Below are 19,011 nucleotides of genomic sequence, written 5' to 3' on the forward strand. Positions count from 1 at the left end.
CGGTGGTGCGGAACATCGCCGACAGGGTGAGCGTGGTGTATCTCGGCCGCACGGTCGAGGCCGGGCCGGTGGACGAGGTGTTCGCGGCGCCCCGGCATCCGTACACACAGGCCCTGCTGTCGGCCGTGCCGTTGCCCGATCCGGAGCTGGAGCGGAAGCGGACGCGGATCCTGCTGGCGGGGGACCCGCCCAGTCCCACGCGCAGGTACGAGGGGTGCCGGTTCCGGGGGCGGTGTCCGTTGTACGCGGAACTGGCGGAGGGGGAGCGGAAGAGATGCGCCGTCGAGGTGCCGGTGTTCGAGGGGGACGGGGTCGCCTGTCACTTCCCCCGGGTGCGCTCGGTCGTGTGAGGCCGGGCCCCGGCCCGGCCGCCGCGTCTCAGTGGGCCGAGCCCGACAGCTGGAGGCCGATCACGCCCACGATCACCAGGCTGATCGAGACGAGCTTCAGCGTCGAGACCAGGTCGCCGAGGAAGACCATGCCGTAGATGGCCGTGCCCGCCGCGCCGATGCCGGTCCACACCGCGTACGCCGGGCCCACGTCCAGCTTTCTCAGGGAGAGGGTCAGGAGGCCGAAGCTGCCCAGGGCGAAGGACGCGAACGCCACCGTCGGCCATAGCCGGGTGAAGCCGTGGGAGAGCTTGAGGCACACGGCGAAACCGGTCTCCAGGATCCCGGCCACGATCACCAGCAGCCACGCCATGTGCTGTCCTCCCGTATGTCCAGCTCGGTGCGATTATGCACTTACCGAACTCGGGTCATGACAAACACCCCGGTGGTCAGTCGCCTTCCTTGCGCTCCCGCGTCGACAGCAGCCGGCGCAGCGAGTACAGGCGGGCCGGGTCCGCGTGGCCCTCGGCGACCCACCCGTCCAGTGCGCAGTCCGGCTCGTCGTGGCTGCACGCACGCGGGCAGTTCACCGTGCCGGGCTCCAGGTCGGGGAACGCGAGGATCACCCGGGACGGGTCGATGTGGGCCAGGCCGAAGGAACGGACGCCCGGGGTGTCGATGACCCAGCCGCCGTCGTCGGACAGGGGGAGGGCGAGAGCGGAGGTCGTGGTGTGGCGGCCCCGGCCCGTCACCGCGTTCACATGTCCGGTCGAACGGCGGCGGTCCTGCGGGACCAGGGCGTTCACCAGCGTCGTCTTGCCGACGCCGGAGTGGCCGACGAACGCCGTGATCTTGCCGTCGAGATGCTGCCGGACCCGGTCGGCCGCGTCGCCCGTCGCCAGTTCCTCGCGGCTCGTGACCACGTACGGGATCTGCAGGTCGCCGTACAGCTCCAGGAGCTTGTCCGGCGAGGCCAGGTCCGACTTGGTCAGGACCAGCAGCGGGGTGAGGCCGCCGTCGAAGGCCGCGACCAGGCAGCGGTCGATGAGCCGCGGGCGGGGTTCCGGGTCGGCCAGGGCCGTGACGATCGCCAGCTGGTCGGCGTTGGCGACGACCACCCGCTCGAACGGGTCGTCGTCATCGGCGGTACGGCGGAGCAGGGACGTGCGGTCCTCGATGCGCACGATACGGGCGAGGGTGTCCTTCTTGCCGGACATGTCGCCGACCAGGGCCACCCGGTCGCCGACCACCGCCGCCTTGCGGCCCAGCTCGCGGGCCTTCATCGCCAGGACCGTACGGTCCTCGACCAGGCAGGTCAGGCGGCCCCGGTCCACGGTGAGGACCATTCCCTCGGCGGCGTCCTCGTGTGCGGGGCGGATGTTCGTCCGGGGCCGGGTGCCCTTGCGGTTGGGACGGCTGCGGATGTCGTCCTCGTCGGTGTGCTTGCCGTAGCGGCGCATGGTCGTACGCCCCTAGGCCCCGTCGCTCCCGAGCATCCCGGTCCACAGGTCGGGGAAGTCCGGCAGGGTCTTCGCCGTCGTCGCCACGTTCTCGATCTGCACGTCGGCCACGGCCAGGCCGATGATCGCACCGGCCGTCGCCATGCGGTGGTCCTCGTAGGTGTGGAAGACGCCGCCGTGCAGCTTGCGCGGGCGGATGCGCAGGCCGTCGGCGGTCTCGGTGACGTCACCGCCGAGCTCGTTGATCTCCTTGGTGAGCGCGGCCAGCCGGTCCGTCTCGTGCAGCCGGAGGTGGGAGACCCCGCGCAGCGTGGAGGGGGTGTCCGCGAGGGCGGCGACCGCCGCGATGCCGGGGGTCAGCTCGCCGACGTCACCCAGGTCGACATCGATGCCGTGGATCCGGCCCGAGCCGGTGAACTCCAGGCCGTACTCGGTCAGTTCGCAGGAACCACCCATCTCGGTGAAGATCTCGCGCAGCCGGTCGCCCGGCTGGGTCGTCCGGGACGGCCAGTCCGGGATCAGCACCCTGCCGCCCGTCACCAGGGCCGCGGCGAGGAACGGCTGGGCGTTCGAGAGGTCCGGCTCGACGGTGAGGTCCCGGCCGAGCAGGGCGCCCGGGGTGACCCGCCAGACGTTCGGCTCGCCGCCCGACTCCGGGGTGTCCACCTGGGCGCCGACCGCGCGCAGCATGTCGACGGTCATCCGGATGTGGGGGAGGGAGGGGAGGCTCCGGCCGGTGTGGCGGACCTCGACGCCCTGGTTGAAGCGCGGGCCCGAGAGGAGAAGGGCCGACACGAACTGGGAGGAGGACGAGGCGTCGATGGACACCGGGCCGCCGTCCAGCGCGCCGCCGCCGTGCACGGTCAGCGGGAGCGCGCCCCGGCTGTCGTCGTCGATCCGGGCGCCGAGGACGCGCAGGGCGTCGATCACGCCGTGCAGGGGGCGCTCGTAGGAGCGGGGGTCGCCGTCGAAGCGGATGTCGCCTGCGGCGAGGGTGGCGACGGGCGGGAGGAAGCGCATCACCGTGCCGGCGTTGCCGACGTCGACGGTGGCGGGGCCGCGGAGCCCTGCGGGGATCACCCGCCAGGCCTCGCCGGAGCCGTCGGGGCCCACGCCCTCGTCGATGCCGACGCCCATCGCGCGCAGGGCGCCGGCCATCAGCAGGGTGTCGCGGGAGCGGAGGGGGCGGCGCAGCCAGCCCGGCTCGGAGGCGAGGGCGGCGAGGACGAGGGCGCGGTTGGTGACCGACTTGGACCCCGGCACGTGAACCGTGGCGTCGACGGCTCCCCGCGCGTGGGGGGCGGGCCAGAGGGCGGTTGGTGCGGTGGGGTTTGCGGCCATGGGGTCACTTTAGTGGCAGGGGGCGGTATGAGCCGGTGGGCGGGCGGCCGGTGGTCGGGTGCGGCGCCGCTTCGCGGGGAGGCCGGTGGTCGGGTGCGGCGCCGTGGGGGCTGAGCGCGCAGTTCCCCGCGCCCCTTTGGGGCGGCTGTGGTGCTGTCGGCTGAATACAGCTCCGCGCCCCTTTGGGTTGGCTGTGGTGCCGTCGGCCGCTATGTGCTGGTCACATCCCGAGCAGCCAGCGTCCGCCGCCGATCAGTGAGCACAGGGACACCGTGTGGAACAGGAACAGCCATACGCCCGCCGGGAGATGGGTCAGCCTCGACAGCTGGTCCGCGTCCGAGTCGCCGGCGCCGCCGCGGGATCGCTTCGCCTGCAGTTCGAAGGCCGGGCGGACTCCGCCCAGCAGCAGGAACCACACCACGGCGTACGCGAACGCCGCCTGTACCTGGGGGCCCGCCAGCCAGGACACCAGCAGGAAGGTGCCGCCCGTCAGGAACACCGTCAGGACGCCGTACGCGTTGCGGATCATCACCAGCATCACGACGAGCAGGGCGGTGGCGAGCCAGAGCAGGAGGGTGATGCGGCCGGCACCGAGGAGGGCCGCGCCGCCCAGGCCGAGCAGCGGGGGAGCCGTGTAGCCCGTCGCCGCCGTGAGGATCATGCCGATGCCGTGCGGCTTGCCCCGGCTGAGCGTGAGGCCGCTGGTGTCGGAGTGCAGCCGGATGCCGGTGAGCTGGCGGCCGGTGAGCAGGGCGGTCAGGCCGTGGCCGCCCTCGTGGGCGATCGTGATGGCGTTGCGGGATATCCGCCACAGGTTGTGCCGGACGACCACCGCGAGCGCGGCGGCCAGGGTCGCGAGCACCACCCAGAGATCGGGATCGGACTGGGTGCCCGTCAAACGGTCCCAGAGGTCGGGCAGCGCGAGGGCGGCGATGCTGTCCATGGTGCGGCGGTTGCTCCCTCTGGTCAGTCGGAAGGTGTCGGCGCGTAGCGCCGTCGTTGGGGGGTGGTGGTCGGGCGACGGGTGGGCCTGGCAGTGTTGCACGTATGTGCGGACGGTATGCATCCAGTCGTAGGCCCGAGGATCTCGCAGGAGTCTTTGAAATAGAGAAGTGGGAGCCCGAGGAGACCCTGGGGCCGGACTACAACGTGGCTCCGACCAAGGAGGTCTACGCCGTTCTCGACCGTCCGTTGAAAGACGCCGACGACCGCCGTCCGGTTCGCCAGCTGCGCAGGCTCAAGTGGGGTCTGGTGCCCTCCTGGGCCAAGTCGCCCGAGGGCGGAGCCCGGATGATCAACGCGCGGGCCGAGACCGTGCACGAGAAGCCGTCGTACCGCCGCGCCTTCGCCGCCCGCCGCTGCATCCTGCCCGCCGACGGCTACTACGAGTGGGTCACGGCGAAGGAGGAGCGGGACCTGGAGGTCGAGGGGAAGAAGAAGCGGCCGCGCAAGCAGCCGTACTTCGTGCTCCCGGCCGACGGCTCGGTGTTCGCGATGGCCGGGCTGTACGAGTTCTGGCGCGACCGTACGCTCCCCGACGAGCACCCGCTGGCCTGGTGGGCGACCTGCTCGGTGATCACCACGGAGGCGGAGACCGCGCCGCTGGCCGTGGCGCCCGCCGAGGGGCCGCGCTCCCTGACCGACATCCACCCCCGGATGCCGCTGATGCTGACGCCCGACCGGTGGGACGCCTGGCTCGACCCGGCCCGGACGGACGTCGAGGACCTGCGCTCGCTGCTCGCCCCGCCGCCGGAGGGCCTGATGCGGGCCTACCCGGTCTCCACGGCGGTCAGCAACGTCCGCAACAACGGCCCGGAGCTGCTGACGGAGCTGGAGGGGCCCGAGGAGGGCACTCTCTTCTAGCCTTCGGGTGTGACCACAGCGAAGATCGTCGGTACGGAGGCGGGGGACGCCCGCATCACCTGGCACGAGGCGGAGCAGGCGCGGCTGGTGCTCGCCGTCAGCCATGGGGCGGGCGGTGGCATCGAGGCACGGGATCTCCAGGCGATCGCAGCGGTCCTGCCGGAGCACGGCGTGACCGTCGCGCTCGTCGAGCAGCCCTGGCGGGTCGCCGGGAAGAAGGTCGCGCCCGCGCCGAAGACGCTCGACGTGGGCTGGCGGGGGGTGTGGCCCGCGCTCGCCGCGCCGGGGCTCCCGGTGGTGTCGGGCGGGCGCAGCGCCGGAGCCCGGGTCGCCTGCCGTACGGCGACGGAGCTGGGGGCGGCCGCCGTCCTCGCCCTCAGTTTCCCGCTGCACCCGCCGGGAAGGCCGGAGAAGTCGCGGGCCGGGGAACTGCTGGGGGCCGGGGTGCCCACGCTCGTCGTGCAGGGCGGGAACGACCCGTTCGGGAAGCCGGCCGAGTTCCCGGACGGGGCGTACGAACTCGTCGAGGTGCCGGGCGGCGATCACGGGTTCGCGGTGCCCAAACGTGCGGAGATCGGGCAGGAACGGGCAGTGACCATCATCACGGACGCGGTCCTCGCGTGGACCGTGGCGCTCGGGTAACGCCCGGGAATGTTGTGCGACGGACCACTGTTGAGGCGGACAGAAGTGCTGGGGCACCAGCGCCGACGCCGAAGGAGAGGAAGTCCGCCGCATGGGTTCGACCATCTGCCCGAGCCGCGACAGCCGCGTTGACCTGGACTGGTCGGTGCTGCACGCGGCCAAGACCGCTCCTATTCGAGCGGCGGCAGGCACGGGTCGTGTTCTATCCTCCGAGACGAGTGGGATCGGTTTCGGTCCTGCCCGGGAACTTGAGGAGGTGGGTCCGGTCACCGGTACCGACGCAGGGACCGACAACGGCCAGGCGGAGCTGCCCGAGGGCCAGGGCGTCAGCGCGGAGTCGACCTCGGAGCGCACCGCGCGCTTCGAACGGGACGCGCTCGAATTCCTCGACCAGATGTACTCGGCCGCGCTGCGCATGACCCGCAACCCGGCCGACGCCGAGGACCTGGTGCAGGAGACCTACGCCAAGGCGTACGCGTCCTTCCACCAGTTCCGCGAGGGCACCAACCTCAAGGCCTGGCTGTACCGCATTCTCACGAACACCTTCATCAACTCGTACCGCAAGAAGCAGCGCGAACCCCAGCGCTCCGCGGCCGAGGAGATCGAGGACTGGCAGCTCGCCCGCGCCGAGTCGCACATGTCGACCGGTCTGCGCTCCGCGGAGTCGCAGGCGCTCGACCACCTGCCCGACTCGGACGTGAAGGAAGCGCTGCAGGCGATCCCCGAGGAATTCCGCATCGCCGTCTATCTCGCCGACGTCGAGGGCTTTGCGTACAAGGAGATCGCGGACATCATGGGGACGCCCATCGGTACGGTGATGTCCCGGCTGCACCGGGGCCGCCGTCAACTGCGCGGCATGCTGGAGGACTACGCGCGTGAGCGCGGGCTCGTCCCGGCCGGTGCCGGAGAGTCGAACGAAGCGAAAGGCTCGGGCTCATGAGCTGCGGAGAGCCGCACGAGACGGACTGCAGTGAGGTACTCGATCATCTGTACGAGTTCCTCGACAGTGAGATGCCGGACGTCGATCGCGTCAAGTTCAGGCAGCACTTCGACGAGTGCTCTCCCTGCCTCGAGAAGTACGGGCTGGAGCAGGCCGTGAAGAAGCTGGTCAAGCGGTGCTGCGGGCATGACGACGTGCCCAGTGACCTGCGGGCCAAGGTGCTCGGGCGGCTGGATCTGATCCGCTCGGGCCAGACCGTCCCGGAACACGACGTCACGGCTGCCCAGGCCGCTCCGGCCGTACAGGTCACTCCGGTCGCACCGGAGAGCTGACCCCGGCGGCCCCGGGCCGTTCCCGCCCCGGTGTCCCGTCACCCGAACGTGCTAATCCTCCGGTCATAAGCCCCCGGACCCTCCGGCTCCCGCCCTAGGCTCCGGAGCCTGGACGGGCATGGTCGGGGGAGGGGCGAGATGGAGGCGGTTCCGGCACGGGTACGCGCGTACGTGACCTGCGTCGCCCTCGCCGCCCTGCTCTCTGCACTGCCCCTGCCGGGCATCCGTACGCCGTGGTGGGCCGTCACGCCGTGGTGGGCCGTCGTGCTCCTCGCCGCGCTGTACGCGGCCTGCGAGCACGTCGTACGGCGCCGTCTCGGCGGCACCTTCTACCCGGTGCTGCTCGCCGCCGCCTTCCTGCTGCCACCGCCGGCCGCGGCGCTCGTACCGCTGCCGGGTGCGCTGCTCTCGCGCGCCGAGCAACGCCCGCAGGCGCTGCGCCGGACCTGGCGGGCGGCCGAGCTGGCGCTCGCCGTGTGGGGCGCGGGGCGCGTGCACTGGGCGCTGGGCGGGCGGGACGCGGTGGTGGACTCCGACTTCCCGTACGCACTGCTGCCCTGCGGCGCGGCCGTGCTGGCCTTCTGCGCGGTTCTCGCCCTGCTGGACGGCGGGATCCTCGCGGTTGCCGAGCGGGTTCCGGTACGCCGGGCCTGGCGAGGTCTGCTGTCCCGCTCCCTCGCCCCGGTCGGGGTGCACGGGCTGGCGGGGCTGATGATGGCCGTGCTCTGGCGCAGCCCCTACGGTCCCGTCGCCGCGCTGCTCGTCCTGCTGCCGATGTGCGTGTCCTGGTGGGTGTTCGCCCAGTACCACCGGGAGCGCGCCGCCCACCAGGCCACCATCCGCGCGCTCGTCCAGGCCGTCGACATCAAGGACGGGTACACCCGCGGGCACAGCGAGCGGGTCGGACAGGCCTCCGTGATGATCGCCCGCGAGCTGGGCATGGACGACGACCGGGTGGAGGTGCTCCGCTTCGCCGGCATCCTCCACGACGTGGGAAAGCTGGGTGTGCCCACCCGGCTGCTCCGCAAGAACGGGCCGCTCACCCCGGAGGAGCGGCGGATCATCGAACTGCATCCCGAGTACGGCCACGAGATGGTGCGCGGGATCTCCTTCCTCGGCGAGGCCCGCGCGGCGATCCTGCACCACCACGAGCGCATCGACGGCAGCGGCTACCCCTACGGACTGGTGGGCACCCAGATCCCGGAATCCGCCCGTGTGGTCGCCGTCGCCGACGCCTTCGACGCGATGACGTCGACCCGCTCCTACAGCCGGGCCCGGCCGGTGGCCGTCGCGGTGGCGGAGTTACGACGGTGTGCCGGCCGGCACTTCGACGCGGGGGTCGTCGACGCCCTGACGCGAGCGCTGGCCAGGCACGGCTGGGACCCCGCGGTCACCGCCGACGTCCACCCGTCCGACCCTGCCGACGCGTCCGACCCGTCCGTCTCCGGTCCGCCGGGCGGCGACCGCGAAAGCGTCGGGCGAGGTGCCCTGTGATGTCCGGTGAGCCGGCGTTCGCCCCGGGACAGGCCGGCAGCGGCTCCGCACAGGCGAGCAGCGGCTCCGTCGGCCACGGCTCCGCCGGTCCGGCCCCGGGACCCGGCTGCCGTCGTCCCGCCGCGCTCGGGACCATCCGTCTCGCCGCCCTGCTCCTCGCCCTCGGCTGTCTCGCCGGCACCCTCTGGGAAGGCCTCGACGACCGCGGCATCGCCCTCGCCTTCGGTGTGCTCGTCGGCATCGGGGAGTGGGCCCGGTGGACCGGCGCCGAGGTGCGGGAGGCCGCCCCGCTGGGGGCCGCCGGCGGGCTCGCCTACGCCCTGCTCGGCGCCCATGCCGGGGTGGCCACCCACGACGGGGCCTTCCAGGTCGTCACCGTCGTCTGCGCGGCCTCGCTGCTCGGCAGCGTCCCGCACATAGCCGGCGGGCGGCGGCCCACCCTCGACCATCTCGCCCGCCGCGTCCTCACCGTCGGCTTCGCCGCCGTCTGCTTCCAACCCCTCTACAGCAGGGGCGTGTTGGAGCAGTGGGGCGGACCGGCGTACGCGCTGCTGCTCGTCGCGCTGCTCGTGCTCACCGCGCTGTGCGACGCCGTGCTCGCCGCCGGGCAGGCCCACTCCCGCACGGGGTGGCCGTTCGGGCCGCTGCTGCGGGACGAGCTGCGCGGGCTGCTCGGCATCGGGTCCGCCGTCTGCGCCACCGGGGCGGTGATGGCGCTGGCCGTCGCCGTCGTGGGGCTGTGGGCGTTGCCCGTCTTCTGTCTGCCCCTGCTCCTCACCCAGCTGTCCCTGCGCCGGTACGCGGCCGTCCGGGCCACCTACCGGCAGACCATCGCCTCCCTCGCCCGCGCCACCGAGATAGCGGGGTACACCCCGGCCGGGCACGCCCGCCGGGTGGCCACGCTGAGCCAGGCCGTCGGGCGGGACCTGGGGCTGTCCCAAGCGGAGCTCACCGTGCTGGAGTACGCGGCGCTGATGCACGACATCGGCCAGCTCAGTCTCGTCGACCCGGTGCCCGCCGGGGCCACCGCCGGGCTGCCGGCGGCGGAGCAGCGGCGGATAGCCCTGCTCGGCGGGGCCGTCGTACGGCAGACCGGGGTGGACGCGGTGGTCGCCGTGGTCGTGGAGCGGCAGGCCGACCCGTACCGGGAGCAGCCGGTCGCCGCGCGGATCGTGCGGGCCGTCAACGCCTACGAGGAGAAGGCCCGCGATTCCGGGCCCGGCGGGCCGCTGACAGCGCTGGAGGAGTTACGCCTGGCCACCGCGGGGGACTACGCTCCCGAGGTCGTGGAGTCGCTGGCACGCGTGCTCTCCAAGGACTGTCTGACCTTGCGCGCGGCTGGGTAACCCATGGGTAATGAGCGGCCCTCCCGTCGTACGTGGTTGGATGCGAAGGAGAGGGTGATGTCCGGGGGCACAAGCCAGCCCACTGTGCGGAAATGGAACTGGCAGGCGGGAATCGTGAGGATCTTCGGCAAAGGAAGGCACCGGCCCTCCGCCTCCTGGCGGCAGGCCACCGACCGCGCGTTCACGCTGATCGGCGACGGCCGGTACGAGGACGCGGGCGAGCTGCTGACACGTGCCGCCGACCTGGAACCCTGGCTGTCGGAGTCCTGGTTCAACCTCGCCCTGCTGCACAAGTTCCGGCACGACTGGGAGCAGGCGCGGGCGGCCGGGCTGCGGGCGGTGGCCCTCCTTGACCGGGAGACCGGGGCGCCCGACTGGTGGAACGTGGGCATCGCGGCGACCGCGCTGCAGGACTGGCCGCTGGCCCGGCGGGCCTGGCAGGCGTACGGGCTGCGGGTGCCGGGCGGCGCCACCGTGTCCGGTGAGCCGGACGGCATGGACCTGGGCAGTGCCGCCGTACGGCTGTCCCCGGAAGGGGAGGCCGAGGTGGTGTGGGGGCGGCGGCTGGACCCCGCCCGTATCGAGGTGCAGTCCATTCCGCTTCCCTCGTCCGGGCGGCGCTGGGGCGAGGTCGTCCTCCACGACGGGGTGCCGCACGGCGAGCGGACCACGGCGACCGGGCACGCGTATCCCGTCTTCGACGAGATCGAGCTGTGGGCGCCGTCGCCGGTGCCGACCTGGGTGGTGCTGCTGGAGGCCGCGACCGAGTCGGACCGGGACGCGCTGGAGCAGCTGGCCGGGGATGCCGGGTTCGCGGCGGAGGACTGGTCCTCCTCGGTGCGGTTGCTGTGCCGGATGTGCTCGGAGTCGCGGATGCCGTCCGACGAGGGGGACGGGGTGCACCTCGATCCCCACGACCACAGTGAGCCGGGGCATCCGGGGCCGCTGGGGCACCGGACGGACGGGCAGCTGTGGGTGCCGGAGCGGGAGTGCGGGGTGGCTGCGCCGGCCGCGCTGGTGAGGGGGTTGCTGGACGGGTGGGTTGCGGACAGCCCTGATTCCAGGGATTGGCGGGATTTGGAAGAGGTCTGCTGAGGCCGGTGGATCGCTGCGGGTCGTGAGTGGTTGCTCGCGCAGTTCCCCGCGCCCCTAAAAACAGACACGTACCCTGTACCTGCAACATCACCCCCGTTTTACCTAGGAAGGCTTACGTCGGTCATGGCCCAGCAGGACACCGATCAGCAGCACGTGGGCGTGCTCCCCGTGGATGACGAGGGCTTCGTCGTCGACACCGAGGGGACCGAGGAGCGCGAGAACGCCTGGCGTGAGCGGGGGACCTCGCGGCCCATCACCGTCGTCGGGAACCCGGTGCTGCACAAGGAGTGCAAGGACGTCACCGAGTTCGGGGCGGAGCTGGACCAGCTCGTCGCCGACATGTTCGCGAGTCAGCGGACCGCCGAGGGCGTCGGCCTCGCCGCCAACCAGATCGGCGTCGACCTGAAGGTCTTCGTCTACGACTGCCAGGACGACGCGGGCGCCCGGCACGTGGGTGTCGTCTGCAACCCGAAGCTGGTCGACCTGCCGGCGGACAAGCGGCGGCTGGACGACAGCAACGAAGGGTGCCTGTCGGTGCCCACCGCCTACGCCCCGCTCGCCCGGCCCGACTACGCCGAGGTCACCGGGCAGGACGAGAAGGGCAACCCGATCAAGGTGCGCGGCACCGGCTACTTCGCTCGGTGTTTGCAGCACGAGACCGACCACCTGTACGGCTACCTGTACATCGACCGGCTCTCCAAGCGCGAGCGCAAGGACGCGCTGCGGCAGATGGCCGAGAACGAGCCACGCTACCCCGTGGTCGCCAACGACTGAGACGGAGAAGCACGGGTGTGACGCCTGGTCGGGAACCTTCCGACCAGGCGTTCGTCATGTTCGGTCGGACTCGCTCGTCTGTGCGTCGTACATTCGATCCTTTGTGCACCCCTAGCGATCCTTAATCAGTCACACAAGGGGAGATTCTCGGCACTGTGGGGTAGTGAGTGAAGCAAATCCGTTCCCAGACCGGTCAGTTGTGGTGCTGAATGGGAACTGCGGGGATACGCAACGGCGCACGCCCGGCACAGCGGGAGGGGCGTGCGCACCTGGCTCGGCTGAGAGGGGTTTGTTCGTGCATGCTTTCCCACACAGCACCACATCGACGCCGACGGCGGTCGCGGTTCCACCACAACTCGCCCTCCCGTTGATCGAGGCCGAGTTTCCCCGGCAACTGCATCCGTATTGGCCACAGCTACAGGAGAAGACCCGCCTCTGGCTGCTGGAAAAGCGGCTGATGCCGGCCGACAAGGTACAGGAATATGCCGACGGCCTTTGCTACACCGACCTCATGGCGGGGTACTACCTGGGTGCGTCCGACGAGGTCATCCAGGCGATATGCGACTACAGCGCCTGGTTCTTCGTCTGGGACGACCGGCACGACCGTGACGTCGTGCACGGCAGGCCGGCCGACTGGCGGCGGCTGCGGTTCCGGCTGCACGCGGCTCTCGACGCGCCCCTGCACCACCTGCACCACCCGGACACCCTGGTCGCGGGGTTCGCCGACAGCGTCGCGCGGCTGTACTCGTTCATGCCGGTGACCTGGAACCAGCGCTTCGCCCGGCACTTCCACGCGGTGGTCGAGGCCTACGACCGCGAGTTCCGCAACCGTAGGTCGGGATACGTTCCCGGGGTCGAGGAATACCTGGCCCTGCGGCGCCTCACCTTCGCCCACTGGATATGGACGGACCTGCTGGAGCCGAGCGCCGGGACCGAACTCCCGGACGCCGTGCGGAAAAACCCGGCCTACCGCCGGCCGGCGCTGCTCAGCCAGGAATTCGCCGCCTGGTACAACGACCTGTGCTCGCTGCCGAAGGAAATAGCGGGCGACGAGGTGCACAATCTCGGAATCAGTCTCGTCACCCATGAGGGAATGAGTCTGGAACAGGCGGTCGAGGAAATCAGGCGACGCGTCGAGGAATGCATTCGCGAATTCCTGGTGGCCGAGCGGACCGCGCTGCTGTTCGCCGATCGGCTCGACGACGGCACCGTGCGCGGAAAAGAACTCGGCGCCGCCGTCACGGCCTGTGTCGGCAATATGCGGAACTGGTTCAGTTCCGTCTACTGGTTCCACCACGAATCCGGCCGTTACATGGTCGACAGCTGGGACGACCGGTCCACGCCCCCGTACGTCAACAACGAAGCGGCAGGTGAGAAATGACCGTCGAGTCCGTGAACCCCGCGACCTCGGAGGCTTCCGAACACAGTCGACTGCGCGTACCGCCCCTCGCCGGCGGCGGTGTGCCGGTCCTCGGGCACGGCTGGCGGCTGGTCCGCGACCCGCTCGCCTTCATGTCCCGACTGCGTGCCCACGGCGACATGGTGCGCCTCAGGCTCGGCCCCAAGGAGGTGTACGCCGTCACCACCCCGGAGCTCACCGGCGCCCTCGCCCTGAACCCCGACTTCGTCATCGCCGGCCCGCTGTGGGAGTCCCTGGAGGGGCTGCTCGGCAAGGAGGGCGTGGCCACCGCCAACGGCCCCCGCCACCGGCGCCAGCGCCGCACCATCCAGCCCGCGTTCAACCTCTCCGCGATCCCGGACTACGGGCCGGTCATGGAGGAGGAGGCGCACGCGCTGACCGAGCGCTGGCAGCCCGGCGCCACCGTCGACTGCACCTCGGAGTCCTTCCGGGTCGCCGTCCGCATCGCCGCCCGCTGCCTGCTGCGCGGCGAGTACATGGACGAGCGCGCGGAGCGCCTCAGCGTCGACCTCGCGAGCGTCTTCCGGGGTATGTACCGGCGGATGGTCGTACCGCTCGGCCCGCTGTACCGGCTGCCGTTGCCGGCCAACCGCGAATTCAACCGGGCGCTGGCCGATTTGCATCTCCTCGTCGACGAGATCGTCGCCGAGCGCCGGGCATCTGGTCAAAAGCCGGACGATTTGCTGACGGCATTGCTGGCGGCGAAGGACGAGAATGGCGACCCCATCGGGGAACAGGAGATCCACGACCAGGTGGTCGCGATACTCACCCCCGGCAGCGAAACAGTCGCCTCCACGATCATGTGGCTGCTCCAGGTGCTCGCCGAACACCCGGAACACGCCGAGAGGGTACGGACCGAGGTCGAATCGGTGACGGGCGGTCAGCCGGTTGGTTTTGAGCACGTTCGCCGGCTCACGCACACCAACAATGTCGTCGTCGAGGCGATGCGTTTGCGGCCCGCCGTATGGATATTGACGCGGCGCGCCAAGGCCGACACCGAGCTCGGCGGCTATCGCATTCCGGCCGGGGCCGACATCGTCTACAGCCCCTACGCCATCCAGCGCGACCCGCACTCCTACGCCGGGCACCTCGACTTCGACCCGGACCGCTGGCTGCCGGAGCGGGCCAAGGACGTGCCCAAGTACGCCATGAGCCCCTTCAGCGTCGGCAACCGCAAGTGCCCCAGCGACCACTTCTCCATGACCCAGCTCAGCCTGATCACAGCGGCCCTGTGTGCCAAGTACCGCTTCGAACAGGTCGCCGGATCGAACGACACCACCCGGGTGGGCATCACCCTGCGCCCGCACCGGCTGCTGCTCGCACCCGTGCCCTGGTGACCTGCCGACCGGCGGGTCACGCCTGATACCGGCGCGCGCTCAGGCGGCCTCAGGGCCCCGGAACGCGCGCCGGTAGGCGTTCGGCGTCGTACCCAGCGACCGCACGAACTGGTGCCGCAGCGCGGCCGCCGTCCCGAAGCCGGTCCGGCCCGCGATGGCGTCCATCGTCTCGTCCGTCCCCTCCAGCAACTCCTGTGCCAGCAGCACCCGTTGCCGCAGGATCCAGCGGTACGGCGTGGTGCCGGTCTCCTGCTGGAAGCGGCGGGCGAAGGTGCGCGGGGCCATCAGGGCGCGGGCGGCCAGCTGTTCGACGGTGACCTCCTCGTCGAGGTGCTCCGTCATCCAGGCCAGCACCCCGCCGACCGTGTCGCAGGGGCCCTCCGGCAGCGGACGCTCGATGTACTGGGCCTGGCCGCCGTCCCGGTGCGGGGGCACCACCATCCGCCGGGCGATCTTCGCCGCCACCTCCGGGCCCTGCTCCTTGCGCACGATGTGCAGGCAGGCGTCGATACCGGCCGAGGTGCCCGCCGAGGTGATCACCGGGTCCTCGTCGATGTACAGCACGTCCGGCTCGACCCGGGTCCGCGGGAAGCGGCGGGCCAGCAGGTCCGCGTGCCGCCAGTGCACGGCACACCGGCGCCCGTCCAGCAGCCCGGCCGCGCCGAGCACGAAGACGCCGGAGCAGACGCTGAGCACCCTGGCCCCCCGGTCCACCGCCCGGCGCAGCGCGTCGAGCAGCTCGGGCGGGTAGTCCCGGGCGACGTTGGCGTCCGAGGCCGGCACCGCGATCAGATCCGCCTCCTCGAGGCGGTCGATGCCGTACGGCGTGGAGACGGTGAGGCCGGGCACATGGGTGCCGAGCGCCGGCCCCTCCGCCGAGACCACCGCGAAGTCGTACACCGGCAGCCCCTCGTCGGAGCGGTCGAGGCCGAAGACCTCGCAGACCACTCCGAGCTCGAAGGGGTGCACACCGTCGAGAAGCACTGTGGCCACGTTCGTCAGCATGCTGCCAGTGTGCCTCGTCGCTGGCAGTAATTCGAGGGTGTGTGGCAGTGCTGCCACTCACGGTAAGGAGCGTCCGGCGTGAGACTGGTGTCCATGAACGGAAACCAGATCGAAGGTCTCATCGGAATGGTCCTGGTCCTCGGCATCCTGGTCCTCATGGCCCTCCCGTCCGTGCTCGGCATCGTGCGCGACCGGCGCATCGACCGGCAGATCAGGGAGGCCCATGAGGACCGCGGGGAGCGGGAGGCTCAGAAGTCTTCGTCCAGGTCGACGGTGCCCTCCACCGCCACCTGGTACGCGGACGGGCGCCGCTCGAAGAAGTTCGTCAGCTCCTGAACGCCCTGGAGCTCCATGAAGGAGAACGGGTTCTCCGAGCCGTACACCGGGGCGAAGCCGAGGCGGCCGAGCCGCTGGTCGGCGACGCACTCCAGGTACTGGCGCATCGAGTCGGTGTTCATGCCCGGCAGACCGTCACCGCACAGGTCCCGGCCGAACTGCAGCTCCGCCTCGACGGCCTCCCGCAGCATGTCGGTGACCTGCTGCCGGAGCTCGTCGTCGAAGAGCTCCGGCTCCTCCTTGCGGACGGTGTCGACGACCTCGAACGCGAAGCTCATGTGCATCGTCTCGTCACGGAACACCCAGTTGGTGCCGGTGGCGAGACCGTGCAGCAGACCCCGGCTGCGGAACCAGTAGACGTACGCGAAGGCACCGTAGAAGAACAGGCCCTCGATGCACGCGGCGAAGCAGATCAGGTTGAGCAGGAAGCGGCGGCGGTCGGCCTTGGACTCCAGGCGGTCCAGGTTGTCCACCGAGTCCATCCACTTGAAGCAGAACTCGGCCTTCTCGCGGATGGAGGGGATGTTCTCCACGGCGGCGAACGCGGCGGCGCGGTCGTCCGGGTCGGGGAGGTAGGTGTCCAGCAGGGTCAGATAGAACTGGACGTGCACGGCCTCCTCGAAGAGCTGGCGCGACAGGTACAGGCGCGCCTCCGGGGAGTTGATGTGCTTGTACAGCGTCAGCACCAGGTTGTTCGCCACGATCGAGTCGCCCGTCGCGAAGAAGGCGACCAGGCGGCCGATCATGTGCTGCTCGGCGGGCGTGAGCTTCGCGAGGTCGGCCACGTCCGAGTGGAGGTCGACCTCCTCCACGGTCCAGGTGTTCTTGATGGCGTCCCGGTAGCGCTCGTAGAAGTCCGGGTAGCGCATGGGGCGGAGAGTCAGCTCGAAGCCGGGGTCGAGGAGATTCTGGTTACGGGCGGACATTACTGGCAGGCCTCGCAGGACTCGGGGTTTTCCAGGGAGCAGGCGACGGCGTCCTCGGGAGCCGTCTGCTGCACGGGGACAGTGGCTTGGGCCGCGCGGGCGATCCGGGTCGCAGGGCGCGAGCGCAGGTAGTACGTCGTCTTCAGGCCCGACTTCCAGGCGTACGCGTACATCGAGGAGAGCTTGCCGATGGTCGGCGTCTCCAGGAAGAGGTTCAGGGACTGGGCCTGGTCCAGGTACGGGGTCCGGGCGGCGGCCATGTCGATCAGTCCGCGCTGCGGGATCTCCCACGCCGTGCGGTAGAGCCGTCGTACGTCCTCCGGGATCCACGCGAAGTCCTGCACCGAGCCGTTGGCCTCGCGCAGCGCCTCGCGGGTGCGGGTGTCCCAGACGCCGAGGTCCTTGAGGTCCTGCACCAGGTAGGAGTTGACCTGGAGGAACTCACCGGAGAGCGTCTCGCGCTTGAAGAGGTTCGAGACCTGCGGCTCGATGCACTCGTAGACACCGGCGATGGACGCGATGGTGGCCGTCGGCGCGATGGCGAGCAGCAGGCTGTTGCGCAGGCCGGTGGTGGCGATCCGCGCGCGCAGCGCCGCCCAGCGCTCCGGCCAGGTGAACTCGACGCCGTAGTGGTCGGGGTGCAGCACGCCCCGCGCGGTGCGGGTCTTCTCCCAGGCCGGCAGCGGGCCGCTGCGCTCGGCGAGGTCGGCGGAGGCCTCGTACGCGGCGAGCATGATCCGCTCGGCGATCCGGGTGGAGAGTGCCTTGGCCTCGGGGGAGTCGAAGGGCAGGCGCAGTTTGAAGAAGACGTCCTGGAGGCCCATCGCGCCCAGCCCGACCGGCCGCCACCTGGCGTTCGACCGGCCCGCCTGCTCGGTCGGGTAGAAGTTGATGTCCACGACCCGGTCGAGGAAGGTGACGGCGGTGCGGACCGTCTCGTCCAGCCGCTCCCAGTCGATGTCACCGCTCGCCGTGTCGACGAAGGCACCGAGGCTGACCGAACCGAGGTTGCAGACCGCCGTCTCGCCGTCGTCCGTGACCTCCAGGATCTCCGTGCAGAGGTTGGAGGAGTGGATGACGTGACCGGGCAGGGCCGTCTGGTTCGCGGTGCGGTTGGCCGCGTCCTTGAAGGTCATCCAGCCGTTGCCGGTCTGCGCGAGGGTGCGCATCATCCGGCCGTACAGGTCACGGGCCGGGATGGTCTTGCGCGCGAGGCCCTTGTCCTCCGCCGCCCGGTAGGCCGCGTCGAACTCGGCGCCCCACAGGTCCACCAGCTCCGGCACGTCGGCGGGGGAGAAGAGGGACCACAGCTCGTCGGCGTTCACCCGGCGCATGAACTCGTCCGGCACCCAGTGCGCGAGGTTCAGGTTGTGCGTACGGCGGGCGTCCTCGCCGGTGTTGTCGCGCAGCTCCAGGAACTCCTCGATGTCGGAGTGCCAGGTCTCCAGGTAGACCGCGGCCGCGCCCTTGCGCCGGCCGCCCTGGTTCACGGCGGCGACCGAGGCGTCGAGGGTCTTCAGGAACGGCACGATGCCGTTGGAGTGCCCGTTGGTGCCGCGGATGAGGGACCCGCGGGAGCGGATGCGGCTGTACGAAAGACCGATGCCGCCGGCGTGCTTCGAGAGCCGGGCGACCTGGTGGTAGCGGTCGTAGATGGAGTCCAGCTCGTCCTTCGGGGAGTCGAGGAGGTAGCAGGACGACATCTGGGGGTGCCGGGTGCCGGAGTTGAAGAGGGTGGGGGAGGACGGGAGGTAGTCGAGGCGGCTCATCAGGCCGTAGAGCGCGGCGACTTCGTCCAGGGCGCGGGCGGTGTCGTCCTCCGCCAGGCCGGCGGCGACCCGGAGCATGAAGTGCTGGGGGGTCTCGACGACCTTGCGGGTGATCGGGTGCCGGAGCAGGTACCGGCTGTGCAGGGTACGCAGGCCGAAGTAGCCGAAGCGGTCGTCGGCGGCGGGGTCGACGAGGGCGTCGAGGCGGGCCGCGTGCAGCCGTACGAACTCGGCGGTCCGGTCGGCGATGAGCCCCTCCCGGTGCCCCACGGCGACGGACTCGGTGAAGGACGTCACGCCCTGCGAGGCGGCCTCGGCACGGACGGAGACCGTCAGCAGCCGGGCGGCGAGCCTGGAGTAGGCGGGATCCTCGGAGATGAGACCGGCGGCGGCCTCGGTGGCCAGCTCGCGCAACTCCGCCTCGTCGGCCCGGGCCGACCGGCCGCGCAGCGCGGCGGCGGCGACCCGGCCGGGGTCGGCGTCGGGGAGGTCGGCGGTCAGCTCGGCCAGGGTCCGCAGCAGCGCGGTACCGGGACCGTCCTCTTCCACGGAGATGGTCGCTGAAGCCGGGTCGGCTGGCGCGATGGTCACGTGGGGCTCTC

19 protein-coding genes are annotated in these 19,011 nt (G+C 71.1%); 12 read left to right on the top strand and 7 right to left on the bottom strand.

The window, feature by feature from the left end:
* Positions 1 to 350: oligopeptide/dipeptide ABC transporter ATP-binding protein (locus tag KVT45_RS49090; RefSeq protein ID WP_368857569.1), on the top strand; the 350-nt coding region annotated here is incomplete at its 5' end.
* 28 nt (positions 351 to 378) lie between these two features.
* On the opposite strand, the gene KVT45_RS49095 is transcribed toward KVT45_RS49090, so the two are convergent.
* The 4 genes from KVT45_RS49095 to KVT45_RS49110 form a co-directional block, all read right to left on the bottom strand.
* The gene (locus tag KVT45_RS49095) at positions 379 to 702 is read right to left on the bottom strand and encodes a multidrug efflux SMR transporter (RefSeq protein ID WP_089098868.1); all 324 of its coding nucleotides are present in this window, start codon (positions 700 to 702) and stop codon (positions 379 to 381) included.
* Positions 703 to 778: 76 nt separating this feature from the next.
* Positions 779 to 1,789, bottom strand: coding sequence for a ribosome small subunit-dependent GTPase A (rsgA, locus tag KVT45_RS49100; RefSeq protein ID WP_217559680.1), 1,011 nt, complete (start codon positions 1,787 to 1,789; stop codon positions 779 to 781).
* 12 nt (positions 1,790 to 1,801) lie between these two features.
* Positions 1,802 to 3,130: a 3-phosphoshikimate 1-carboxyvinyltransferase gene (gene aroA, locus KVT45_RS49105; RefSeq protein ID WP_217559682.1), complete on the bottom strand. Its 1,329-nt coding sequence runs from the start codon at positions 3,128 to 3,130 to the stop codon at positions 1,802 to 1,804.
* A 220-nt stretch (positions 3,131 to 3,350) separates the two neighbouring features.
* Complete coding sequence (locus tag KVT45_RS49110) at positions 3,351 to 4,073, bottom strand: M50 family metallopeptidase (RefSeq protein ID WP_217559690.1); 723 nt, start codon at positions 4,071 to 4,073, stop codon at positions 3,351 to 3,353.
* A 104-nt stretch (positions 4,074 to 4,177) separates the two neighbouring features.
* On the opposite strand from KVT45_RS49110, the gene KVT45_RS49115 reads away from it, so the two are divergent.
* The 10 genes from KVT45_RS49115 to KVT45_RS49160 all read left to right on the top strand — a co-directional run bounded on the left by KVT45_RS49115 (position 4,178) and on the right by KVT45_RS49160 (position 14,373).
* Positions 4,178 to 4,993, top strand: coding sequence for an SOS response-associated peptidase (locus KVT45_RS49115; RefSeq protein WP_217559692.1), 816 nt, complete (start codon positions 4,178 to 4,180; stop codon positions 4,991 to 4,993).
* A gap of 9 nt (positions 4,994 to 5,002) precedes the next feature.
* Positions 5,003 to 5,635, top strand: coding sequence for an alpha/beta family hydrolase (locus KVT45_RS49120; protein ID WP_217559694.1), 633 nt, complete (start codon positions 5,003 to 5,005; stop codon positions 5,633 to 5,635).
* Positions 5,636 to 5,891: 256 nt separating this feature from the next.
* Positions 5,892 to 6,575 carry an RNA polymerase sigma factor SigR gene (sigR, locus tag KVT45_RS49125; protein WP_189267612.1) on the top strand — a complete coding sequence of 228 codons (684 nt, stop codon included), beginning with the start codon at positions 5,892 to 5,894 and terminating at the stop codon, positions 6,573 to 6,575.
* A complete protein-coding gene (rsrA, locus tag KVT45_RS49130; RefSeq protein ID WP_217559703.1) occupies positions 6,572 to 6,907 on the top strand; it encodes a mycothiol system anti-sigma-R factor in 336 nt (111 codons plus the stop codon). The genes sigR and rsrA overlap by 4 nt, the downstream gene beginning before the upstream one ends.
* A gap of 138 nt (positions 6,908 to 7,045) precedes the next feature.
* The gene (locus tag KVT45_RS49135) at positions 7,046 to 8,401 is read left to right on the top strand and encodes an HD-GYP domain-containing protein (protein ID WP_217559705.1); all 1,356 of its coding nucleotides are present in this window, start codon (positions 7,046 to 7,048) and stop codon (positions 8,399 to 8,401) included.
* Positions 8,401 to 9,747, top strand: coding sequence for an HD-GYP domain-containing protein (locus KVT45_RS49140; protein WP_254648477.1), 1,347 nt, complete (start codon positions 8,401 to 8,403; stop codon positions 9,745 to 9,747). Before KVT45_RS49135 ends, KVT45_RS49140 begins: the two co-directional genes overlap by 1 nt.
* 114 nt (positions 9,748 to 9,861) lie before the next feature.
* Positions 9,862 to 10,842, top strand: a complete 981-nt coding sequence (locus KVT45_RS49145) for a hypothetical protein (RefSeq protein WP_217559847.1) — start codon at positions 9,862 to 9,864, stop codon at positions 10,840 to 10,842.
* 123 nt (positions 10,843 to 10,965) lie between these two features.
* Positions 10,966 to 11,616 (top strand): peptide deformylase, encoded by a 651-nt coding sequence (def, locus tag KVT45_RS49150; protein WP_217559713.1) that lies wholly within the window; start codon positions 10,966 to 10,968, stop codon positions 11,614 to 11,616.
* A gap of 295 nt (positions 11,617 to 11,911) precedes the next feature.
* Positions 11,912 to 12,997 (top strand): epi-isozizaene synthase, encoded by a 1,086-nt coding sequence (gene cyc1, locus KVT45_RS49155; RefSeq protein WP_217559855.1) that lies wholly within the window; start codon positions 11,912 to 11,914, stop codon positions 12,995 to 12,997.
* Entirely contained in the window at positions 12,994 to 14,373 is a 1,380-nt protein-coding gene (locus KVT45_RS49160) for a cytochrome P450 (RefSeq protein WP_217559721.1), read from the top strand. The genes cyc1 and KVT45_RS49160 overlap by 4 nt, the downstream gene beginning before the upstream one ends.
* A 39-nt stretch (positions 14,374 to 14,412) precedes the next feature.
* On the opposite strand, the gene KVT45_RS49165 is transcribed toward KVT45_RS49160, so the two are convergent.
* Positions 14,413 to 15,378: a helix-turn-helix domain-containing protein gene (locus KVT45_RS49165; RefSeq protein ID WP_217559723.1), complete on the bottom strand. Its 966-nt coding sequence runs from the start codon at positions 15,376 to 15,378 to the stop codon at positions 14,413 to 14,415.
* Between the two features lie 93 nt (positions 15,379 to 15,471).
* On the opposite strand from KVT45_RS49165, the gene KVT45_RS49170 reads away from it, so the two are divergent.
* Entirely contained in the window at positions 15,472 to 15,714 is a 243-nt protein-coding gene (locus tag KVT45_RS49170; protein WP_217559725.1) for a hypothetical protein, read from the top strand.
* Here the strand turns inward: KVT45_RS49170 and KVT45_RS49175 are convergent.
* Together KVT45_RS49175 and KVT45_RS49180 are read right to left on the bottom strand one after the other, a co-directional pair.
* Positions 15,627 to 16,640 (bottom strand): ribonucleotide-diphosphate reductase subunit beta, encoded by a 1,014-nt coding sequence (locus KVT45_RS49175; protein WP_217559727.1) that lies wholly within the window; start codon positions 16,638 to 16,640, stop codon positions 15,627 to 15,629. The genes KVT45_RS49170 and KVT45_RS49175 overlap by 88 nt on opposite strands.
* Positions 16,640 to 19,000: a ribonucleoside-diphosphate reductase subunit alpha gene (locus KVT45_RS49180; RefSeq protein ID WP_217559736.1), complete on the bottom strand. Its 2,361-nt coding sequence runs from the start codon at positions 18,998 to 19,000 to the stop codon at positions 16,640 to 16,642. The genes KVT45_RS49175 and KVT45_RS49180 overlap by 1 nt, the downstream gene beginning before the upstream one ends.
* Between the last annotated feature and the right edge of the window lie 11 nt (positions 19,001 to 19,011).

It is taken from the genome of Streptomyces sp. GbtcB6, assembly GCF_019091475.1.
GTDB lineage: Bacteria > Actinomycetota > Actinomycetes > Streptomycetales > Streptomycetaceae > Streptomyces > Streptomyces hyaluromycini.

What these genes read in the sequence shown, in the direction of transcription:
- KVT45_RS49095 (WP_089098868.1), bottom strand. Translation starts at nt 702, where the DNA reads ATGGCGTGGCTGCTGGTGATCGTGGCCGGGATCCTGGAGACCGGTTTC.
- rsgA (WP_217559680.1), bottom strand. Translation starts at nt 1,789, where the DNA reads ATGCGCCGCTACGGCAAGCACACCGACGAGGACGACATCCGCAGCCGT.
- aroA (WP_217559682.1), bottom strand. Translation starts at nt 3,130, where the DNA reads ATGGCCGCAAACCCCACCGCACCAACCGCCCTCTGGCCCGCCCCCCAC.
- KVT45_RS49110 (WP_217559690.1), bottom strand. Translation starts at nt 4,073, where the DNA reads ATGGACAGCATCGCCGCCCTCGCGCTGCCCGACCTCTGGGACCGTTTG.
- KVT45_RS49115 (WP_217559692.1), top strand. Translation starts at nt 4,178, where the DNA reads ATGTGCGGACGGTATGCATCCAGTCGTAGGCCCGAGGATCTCGCAGGA.
- rsrA (WP_217559703.1), top strand. Translation starts at nt 6,572, where the DNA reads ATGAGCTGCGGAGAGCCGCACGAGACGGACTGCAGTGAGGTACTCGAT.
- KVT45_RS49135 (WP_217559705.1), top strand. Translation starts at nt 7,046, where the DNA reads ATGGAGGCGGTTCCGGCACGGGTACGCGCGTACGTGACCTGCGTCGCC.
- KVT45_RS49140 (WP_254648477.1), top strand. Translation starts at nt 8,401, where the DNA reads ATGTCCGGTGAGCCGGCGTTCGCCCCGGGACAGGCCGGCAGCGGCTCC.
- def (WP_217559713.1), top strand. Translation starts at nt 10,966, where the DNA reads ATGGCCCAGCAGGACACCGATCAGCAGCACGTGGGCGTGCTCCCCGTG.
- KVT45_RS49160 (WP_217559721.1), top strand. Translation starts at nt 12,994, where the DNA reads ATGACCGTCGAGTCCGTGAACCCCGCGACCTCGGAGGCTTCCGAACAC.
- KVT45_RS49165 (WP_217559723.1), bottom strand. Translation starts at nt 15,378, where the DNA reads ATGCTGACGAACGTGGCCACAGTGCTTCTCGACGGTGTGCACCCCTTC.
- KVT45_RS49170 (WP_217559725.1), top strand. Translation starts at nt 15,472, where the DNA reads ATGAACGGAAACCAGATCGAAGGTCTCATCGGAATGGTCCTGGTCCTC.
- KVT45_RS49175 (WP_217559727.1), bottom strand. Translation starts at nt 16,640, where the DNA reads ATGTCCGCCCGTAACCAGAATCTCCTCGACCCCGGCTTCGAGCTGACT.